This window comes from Amycolatopsis lurida (genome assembly GCF_900105055.1).
Taxonomy (GTDB): Bacteria; Actinomycetota; Actinomycetes; order Mycobacteriales; family Pseudonocardiaceae; genus Amycolatopsis; species Amycolatopsis lurida.
This window is the reverse complement of sequence record NZ_FNTA01000003.1, coordinates 626860-634724: the sequence shown is the minus strand read 5'-3', so window position 1 is coordinate 634724 and position 7865 is coordinate 626860. Positions and strand designations below refer to the sequence as shown.

General features: G+C 68.2%; 8 protein-coding genes and 1 pseudogene. 3 read left to right on the top strand and 6 right to left on the bottom strand.

Annotation, left to right across the window (positions count from 1 at the left end; translation table 11 throughout):
* Nucleotides 1-455, top strand: a pseudogene (locus tag BLW75_RS05340) (glycine dehydrogenase (aminomethyl-transferring)); the annotation flags it as partial.
* A 3-nt stretch (nt 456-458) separates the two neighbouring features.
* Here the strand turns inward: BLW75_RS05340 and BLW75_RS05335 are convergent.
* Entirely contained in the window at nt 459-821 is a 363-nt protein-coding gene (locus BLW75_RS05335) for a nuclear transport factor 2 family protein (protein ID WP_034306467.1), read from the bottom strand.
* Nucleotides 822-935: 114 nt separating this feature from the next.
* Here BLW75_RS05335 and BLW75_RS05330 point away from each other — a divergent pair, with 114 nt between their 5' ends.
* A complete protein-coding gene (locus tag BLW75_RS05330; RefSeq protein ID WP_034306470.1) occupies nt 936-1754 on the top strand; it encodes a helix-turn-helix domain-containing protein in 819 nt (272 codons plus the stop codon).
* Nucleotides 1755-1802: 48 nt separating this feature from the next.
* Nucleotides 1803-2627 carry an aldo/keto reductase gene (locus BLW75_RS05325; RefSeq protein ID WP_034306473.1) on the top strand — a complete coding sequence of 275 codons (825 nt, stop codon included), beginning with the start codon at nt 1803-1805 and terminating at the stop codon, nt 2625-2627.
* 324 nt (nt 2628-2951) lie between these two features.
* Here the strand turns inward: BLW75_RS05325 and BLW75_RS05320 are convergent, their stop codons facing one another.
* The 5 genes from BLW75_RS05320 to BLW75_RS05300 form a co-directional block, all read right to left on the bottom strand.
* The gene (locus BLW75_RS05320) at nt 2952-3638 is read right to left on the bottom strand and encodes a hypothetical protein (RefSeq protein WP_241783302.1); all 687 of its coding nucleotides are present in this window, start codon (nt 3636-3638) and stop codon (nt 2952-2954) included.
* Between the two features lie 93 nt (nt 3639-3731).
* On the bottom strand, nt 3732-4643 hold the full coding sequence (locus BLW75_RS05315) for a 3-methyladenine DNA glycosylase (protein WP_034306477.1): 912 nt from the start codon (nt 4641-4643) through the stop codon (nt 3732-3734).
* Nucleotides 4640-5683 (bottom strand): hemolysin family protein, encoded by a 1044-nt coding sequence (locus BLW75_RS05310; protein WP_034306479.1) that lies wholly within the window; start codon nt 5681-5683, stop codon nt 4640-4642. Before BLW75_RS05310 ends, BLW75_RS05315 begins: the two co-directional genes overlap by 4 nt.
* A complete protein-coding gene (locus tag BLW75_RS05305; protein WP_034306481.1) occupies nt 5680-7026 on the bottom strand; it encodes a hemolysin family protein in 1347 nt (448 codons plus the stop codon). Before BLW75_RS05305 ends, BLW75_RS05310 begins: the two co-directional genes overlap by 4 nt.
* Nucleotides 7027-7184: 158 nt before the next feature.
* Nucleotides 7185-7781, bottom strand: a complete 597-nt coding sequence (locus BLW75_RS05300) for a TetR/AcrR family transcriptional regulator (protein WP_034306484.1) — start codon at nt 7779-7781, stop codon at nt 7185-7187.
* Between the last annotated feature and the right edge of the window lie 84 nt (nt 7782-7865).

The following is a 7865-nucleotide window of genomic DNA, read 5'->3' as shown; positions in this document are numbered from 1 at the left end:
AGGGACTCGTGGCGCACGAGTGCATCCTCGATCTCCGCGCGATCACCAAGCGGACCGGCGTCACGGTCGACGACGTGGCCAAGCGGCTGGCCGACTACGGGCTGCACGCGCCGACGATGTCCTTCCCGGTCGCGGGGACGCTCATGGTCGAGCCCACCGAGAGCGAGGATCTCGGCGAACTCGACCGATTCTGCGACGCCATGATCGCGATCCGCGCCGAGATCGAGAAGGTCGCGGCGGGGGAGTGGCCGGTGGCCGAGAGCCCGCTGCGCAACGCCCCGCACACCGCGCGCTGTCTCGCGGGCGAGTGGGATCGGCCGTACAGCAGGGAGATCGCGGTCTTCCCGGCCGGGTTCACCGCGTCGAAGATCTGGCCCCCGGTGCGGCGGATCGACGGGGCCGCGGGCGACCGTAACCTCGTCTGCTCCTGCCCGCCACCGGAGGCCTTCGCCTGAGGATCAGCCGGGCATCTTGTCGAGAAAGCCCAGCACCTGCTTGATCCGCCCGTCCTCGACGGTGATGACGTCGAAGCCGATCGCCAGCGGCTCTTCCGCGCCCTCCGGGCCGAGGTACCACTGGAACCGCGCGATGTCGTGGTGCGCGTCAGGGGCGGACGGCAGGCTGAACTTCAGACCGGCGAACTGCGCCTGCGCGCCGGCGATGAAGCCGTCGACACCGTCGTGGCCGGTGACCGCGCCGAGCGGGTCGGTGTAAGCGGCGTCCTCGGTGAACACTTCGGCGATGAGCGCGCGGCGCTTGTCCGCGTCGGTCTCGTTCCACACGGCGATGTACTGCTCGGCGACGCGCTGGATGTCCGACATGGTGTCTCCTCGTTTTCCTGTGGGGTAACCGATGCCGCGACTCTGTCGGCTGAAGCGGGGCCCGTCGATTACGCGGGAGGTAATGGCGGCGCGACATCCGCGGTGCGTAGGTTCGTGATCGTGACGACCACAGTGACCGCGGGCCGCCCCGTCGGCGAGCTCCTCCGCGAATGGCGCGACCGCCGCCGGATCAGCCAGCTGGACCTCGCCATCTCGGCGGACATCTCCACCCGGCATCTGAGCTTCGTGGAGACCGGCCGGTCCAAGCCCAGCCGCGACATGGTGCTGCGGCTCGGCGAGCACCTGGAGGTGCCCTTGAGGGAACGAAATCAGCTGCTACTGGCGGCGGGTTACGCGCCCGCGTACGCCGAAAGCGGCCTCGGTGCCCCGGAAATGGCGGCGGTCCGCAAGGCGGTCCGGCAGCTGATGACCAGCCACGAGCCGTACCCGGCCGCCGTCGCCGACCGCTGGTGGAACCTGGTCGACGCCAACGCGAGCATCTCGATCATGACCGGCCTGGTCTCGCCCGCCTTGATGACGCCACCGGTCAACGTCCTGCGGGTGACACTGCATCCGGAGGGGATGGCGCCGCACGTGGTGAACCTGGGGGAGTGGCGCGCCCATCTGCTCGGCAGGCTGCGGCGGCAGGTGACCCAGACAGCCGACCCGGCGCTGACCGAACTCCTGGAGGAACTGGTCTCCTATCCGTGTGCGGACCCCGTCCCCGAGGTGGAGGTCCCCGGACCAGGTGACATCTTCGTCCCGCTGAAGCTGCGGCACGAGGACGCCGAACTCACGTTCTTCAGCACGGTCTCCACCTTCGGGACGCCCCTGGACGTCACGGTCGCCGAGCTGGTGATCGAGTCCTTCTTCCCGGCGGACGCGGACACGGCGGAATATCTGCGCGCGTACGCGGCGCGCGGGGTGGAATGATGCCGGGCAAGAAGTCCCGCCACAGACTCCAGTGAGGATTCCGCTTCCATGGCCGTGCCTTCCGTCGTCCTGAACAACGAGGTAGCCATCCCCCAACTCGGTTTCGGCGTCTGGCAGGTCCCCGCGGGCGACACGGCCAAGGTCGTCCGGACCGCCATCGAGGCCGGATACCGCAGCATCGACACCGCCGCGTCGTACGGGAACGAAGCCGGTGTCGGCGAGGCGATCCGGTCGGCGGGAGTACCCCGCGACGAACTGTTCCTCACCACGAAGCTGCCGAATCCGGGCCACGGTTACGACGAGGCGCTCCGCGCGTTCGACGCGAGCATCGCGGAACTGGGCCTGGACCGCGTGGACCTGTACCTGATCCACTGGCCGATGCCTGCCCGCGGGAAGTACGTCGAAACCTGGCGGGCCCTGGAAAAGCTCTACGCGGACGGCCGGGCGCGCGCCATCGGGGTGTCGAACTTCCACGTCCCGCATCTGCGGCGGCTGTTCGACGAGACCGGGATCGTGCCCGCGGTCAACCAGGTCGAACTGCACCCGCGGCTGCAGCAGAAGGCGCTGCGGGAGTTCCACGCGGAGCACGGCATCGTCACCGAGGCGTGGAGCCCGCTCGCGCAGGGATCGCTGCTCTCGGACCCGACGCTGAGTGCCCTCGCCGCCAAATACGGCAAGAGCCCCGCGCAGCTGGTGCTGCGCTGGCATCTGCAGCTCGGCACGGTCGCCATCCCGAAATCCGTGACCCCGTCCCGGATTCGCGAGAATTTCGACGTATTCGACTTCGAACTGGCCGAAGACGATCTCGCGGCCCTCGCCGAGTTCGACGACGGCACCCGCACCGGCCCGGACCCGGACACCTTCGGCTCGTGAGTGGTGAGGACGGTTCTAACCGTCCTCACCACTCACGAGACACGGGGATGAGCGGGCGGCTCCTTCACGTCATTCCCACGACCGCGAAACTCCAGTGCGCGGCTGGCTGGAGTCCTTCTTGCGGCTGGCGGGGTCGCCGCGTCCCGGGCGGATGAGCGGAACATTGGGGGACCCTGGGTCCCTTAGGGAGTCCTTCACGAATAGGCCGCGGCCAAGTCCTGAGCGCGGTTGGCCCTAACCGTCCTTATCGCTCACGAGAGTCGCGAGGTACGGGAAAGGCCCCTTCCCGAGCGGTGAAGGGGCCTTTCCCGTAGATCCGAGGCCTCAGGTGGCCTTGATGCCCGCGGCCGCGAAGTCGGCCTGCTGGGCGGGCTGCTGAAGGTACTGACGGAAGGTCTGCGAGGCGCGCATCTGGACCTCGTCGATGGTCTTGCCGGCCAGCCCGACGAGCGGGTAGTCGGCCGAACGTGCCGTCGCGACCGACTGGGCGGGGGAACCGACCAACTCGGGCTTGGCGGTGTTCAGCTCGGTCACCCAGTAGGTGGACTCGGGGATCCAGGCGGCGGGGAGGCCGCCGATGGAGTCCAGGTTGGTCCGGCCGACGAGGCCGTCGAGCACGGAAGCGGAGGACAGCGCGTCGACCTGGATGACCACGCAGTGGTCGCGGACCACGGTCGCGGCGTTGTTCCACCGCTCGGCCGCCGCTCGCACGGGCTTTTCGATGCTGGGAGTGACGATGATCCGCATCGGGGTGTCGCCGGCGCTGCACGCCTTGGCCTGGGCTTCGGCACGGGTGTTGAGCTCACCGTCGGCCCAGTTCCAGCCGAAGACACCGATCGCGACCAGGACCACGAGGACCAGGCAGGCGATCGGCCACTTGGCGATCCGGCGCCGCGGGGCCTTCTTCCCGACGATCCGGTGTGAACCGGTCGCCTCACCGCGACCCTGAGGCCGCTTCGGCGGATCGAGGGGATGCGGCACCGGCTCCTCGGCCACGCTGTGTCGCCCCATCGTTGTCCTTTCGAAACGTGCGCGCTCGCGCTGCGTATGCAATCAAACCGTTATCACTCTAACAGGGGAGGATGTTACGGGGAATGCGACGACTCACAGTTGTTTTCCGCGTGTCGCGGGCACTCTCTTTAACTCGGCGAGGAGCCGTTGGCAATGCGCTATCAGGTGCTCACGCAGCGGCGCCGCCCGGCGGGCGAAAGCGGCCTGCGCCCGGGCGTACTCGGCCCGGCCTTCCGGGCTCTCGATCCGGACGGGCGAGTATCCGAACTCCGCCAGATCGTACGGGCTCGCCCGCATGTCCAGTTCCCGGATGTCCGCCGCCAGCTCGAAGCAGTCCCCGACCAGCTCGGAGGGCACGAACGGGTCGAGTTTGTACGCCCACTTGAAGAGATCCATGTTGGCGTGCAGGCAGCCCGGCTGCTCGAACTCGGTCTGGTTCTCTCGCGCCGGCCGCAGCGTGTTGCGAGGCCGGGCGGGCTCGGTGAAGAACCGGAACGCGTCGTAGTGCCCGCACCGGATCTCCAGCGACTCGACCACGCCGTCGGTGCCGGCCGAACCGAGCCGGAGCGGAAGTTGTGAGTGACGAACGTCATCCGCCGATTCCCGGTAAACCATTGCCCATTCATGCAATCCGAAACAACTGAGTCTCGGAGAGCGGGACGCGGTCGCGGAAAGCAGCCCGAGAACGAATTCCGCGGTCTTGGCCCGGCACTCGGAGAAGCCCGCCGGATCGAGCATGACGCCGTCCGGCGTCGCCAGGTAACCCTTCCGCTCCAGGAACCGCCGGGCGGACGCACCTTCGAGCACCACCCCTGGGCCCGGCTGCCAGCGTTCGAGATGCCCGGGCCGGTGCGAGTAATAGGTGAAGAGGAAATCGAGCACCGGATGCTTCTCGCCCCGCGAGCGGCGGCGCTGGTGCGGTGTCGTCCAGCGCCGCATCCGCGTGACGTGCTCGTCCTCCCGGGCCCGCCAGACGGGCTCGGGGAGGACGATCGGGCCGGTCATGACATGACGTGGGTACCGTCGCGGACGGTACCCACGTATTCCTCGACGAGGTCCTCCAGCGCGACGACGCCGACCGCGGTCCCCGCCGGACTCAACGCCCGCGCCAGGTGGCTGCCTTCCTTACGCATCGCCGACAACGCCTCGTCGAGCCGGGCGTCGGCGTGCAGTTCGGTGAGCGTCCGCGTCTTGTCCGCCGGCACCACGGTGGTCGGGTCCTCGCCCACGAGGTCGAGGATGTCCTTGACGTGGATGTAGCCGGTCAGTGTCCCGTCGTCGGTGCACACCGGGAAGCGGGAGAACCCGGTCGAGGACACCGCCCGCTCGACGTCGCCCAGCGTGGGCGAGCAGGGCAGCGTGGTCAGCTGAGCGGTCGGGACCAGGACGTCGGCCACCGTCTTCTCCACCGAGGACAGGGTCTTACTCAGCCGCTGGTGCTCGGAGTGCTCCAGCAGCCCTTCGCGCCGCGACTCACTGAGCAGTTCCGCGAGTTCGTCGGAGGTGTAAGCGGTTTCGAGTTCGTCCTTCGGCTCCACCTTGAACACCCGCAGCAGGGAGTTCGCCACGAAGTTCAGCAGCCAGATGAACGGGTTGGCGAGCTTCACCCACGCCACGTGCACCGGGACCAGCCACAGCGCCAGCCGCTCCGGTTCGGCGATCGCGAGGTTCTTCGGCACCATCTCGCCGATGAGGACGTGCAGGATGGTGATGAACGCCAGCGCGATCGCGAACGAGATCGGGTGCAGGAGGACCTGGGGAATCCCGAACAGCTCGAAGAACCCGGCCAGCTGGTGCGCCACGGCGGGCTCACCGAGCCGTCCCAGCAGCAACGAGCAGATCGTGATGCCGAGCTGTGCGCCCGCCAACATGAGCGAGACGTTCTTGCTCGCGTTGATGACGATCCTGGCGCGGGTCTTTCCCTGCTCCAGCAAGGCTTCCAGCCGGTCGCGCCGCGACGAGATGAGCGCGAACTCGGCGCCGACGAAGAACGCGTTGGCCAGCAGCAGGACCACGACGAGGAAGATGTTGAACCAGTCGTTCATCGTGCGGGCTCCTGCTCGGCGGCCGTGGCGGTCTCGCTGACCCGGCGGACTTCGACCTCGGCGATGCGGAGGCGGTCCATTTTGGTCACCGTGAGCCGCCAGGCGTCGAGATCGGTGGCGTCGCCGGGGGAGGGGATCCGGCCGAGCCGCTCGAGGATCAGCCCGGCGATGGTCTCGTAGTCGCCGTCGGGCATCCGGAACCCGGTCTCGTCGGTGACCTCGTCGGCGCGAAGCTGCCCGGACACGAGCCAGTTGTCGGCACCGACCTGCTGAGAGGACGGCGCTTCCCGCTCGTCGTGCTCGTCGCGGACGTCGCCGATGATCTCCTCGACCACGTCCTCCAGGGTCACCAGCCCCGCGGTGCCGCCGTACTCGTCGACGACGATCGCGAGCTGGAACCGGGAATCACGCAGCCGGTTGAGCAGCGAGTCACCCGGCAGGGATTCGGGCACCGTCGGGATCGGCCGCATGACCGAACCGATCCGGACCGTGGCGCGCTGCGCGGCCGGAACGGTGAACGCCTGCTTGATGTGCACCGCGCCCTGTACGTCATCGAGATCCTCGGTGTAGACGGGAAAGCGCGAAAAGCCGGTGCGGCGGGAGATCTCGATGAGGTCGGCGATGGTGTCGTCCACGGTCAGCGATTCGAGCTGGACGCGGGGCGTCATCAGCTCGTCGGCCGTCCGCTCGCCGAAACGCAGCGACTTGTCCAGCAGCTCGGCTGTCGATGTGTCGAGCGTGCCACTTTCCGCGCTGGACCGCACGATCGAGCCGAGTTCCTGCGGCGACCGGGCCGACCGCAGTTCCTCCTGCGGCTCGACGCCGAACTTGCGGACGAGGAAGTTGGCGCTGTTGTTCATCAAGGTGATGAGCCAGCGGAACAGCGACGAGAACCGCGAGTGGTACCCGGCGACGGCGCGCGCGGTCTGCAGCGGCCGGGCGATCGCGAGGTTCTTCGGCATCATTTCGCCGAGGATCATCGACAGCGACGTGGCCACGATCAGCGCGACCGCGAGCGACACGCCGTCCGCCACGCCTTCGGAGAACCCGGCGGCGGTGAACAGCGGGTGGAGCAGGTCACCGATCACCGGCTCCGCGAGATAACCGGTGATCAGGGTGGTGATGGTGATCGCCACCTGTGCGCCGGAAAGCTGGAACGAGAGCGTGCGGTGCGCCTTCTGCACGGTGTGCGCCCGCTTGTCGCCGACCTGGCGGACGTTCGCGTCGACCGTGCTGCGCTCGAGCGCGGTGAGCGAGAACTCGGCGGCGACGGCGAGGCCGGTGCCGACGGTCAGCAGGAGGAACAGGAGAATGCCGAGAACGGCGAGCAGGATTTCCATCATTTCCTGCCGGCGGGGTCGGCGGGAAGAGCCGCGGAACAGCCGGGTGTGCCACCCGGCTCGATACTGTCACCAGGTGACTGCGCGTCGCGCACGAAAAGAGTCACTCCTCGATCGGAAACCAACAGATACCGCCGCTGTACTGCGACGATAGGACAATCTTAACGCGTTCCCCCGGTCGCGTGGGCCCGGTGCCGCCGCACGCTCTCCTCGACCAGGTCGAGGACGGGGCCGAGATCGTCACCCGGCTGGCCCATCGCGAGGTGCGAGACGAGACCTTCGAGAACGAGCTCGAGGTACGCGGTCAGAACGTCGACGTCGACGTCGTCACGCAGGATCCCGGCGTCGCGCTGACGCAGCAGACGGCGGCGGGTCGCGGCGGTCAGCTGATGGGACCGCTCGGCCCAGCGGGCGCGGAACTCGGGGTCGGTGCGCAGCCGCCGGGAGACCTCCAGCCGCGTGCCGAGCCAGTCGGCGGGGTGCTCGCTGCGGTTCGTCAGCAGCTCACGCATCACCTGGACGAGACCCTGCTCGGCGACGACGTCGGCCATGCGCACCGCGTCGTCCTCGGCCAAGGCCAGGAAGAGTGACTCCTTGTCCCGGAAATGGTGGAAGATCGCACCACGGGAAAGACCGGTGGCTTCCTCCAGCCGCCGGACGGTGGCACCCTCGTAGCCATAGCGTGCGAAGCACACGCGAGAGCCGTCGAGGATCTGGCGCCGGCGTGCGTCGAGGTGATCCTGGCTGACCCGTGGCATCCTGGAATCCTGTCACCGAGGACCCGCTCAATGCAATCCGTACGTACGTACTGTGACCGGTTCGCGGGATGATCGGCCGGCGCG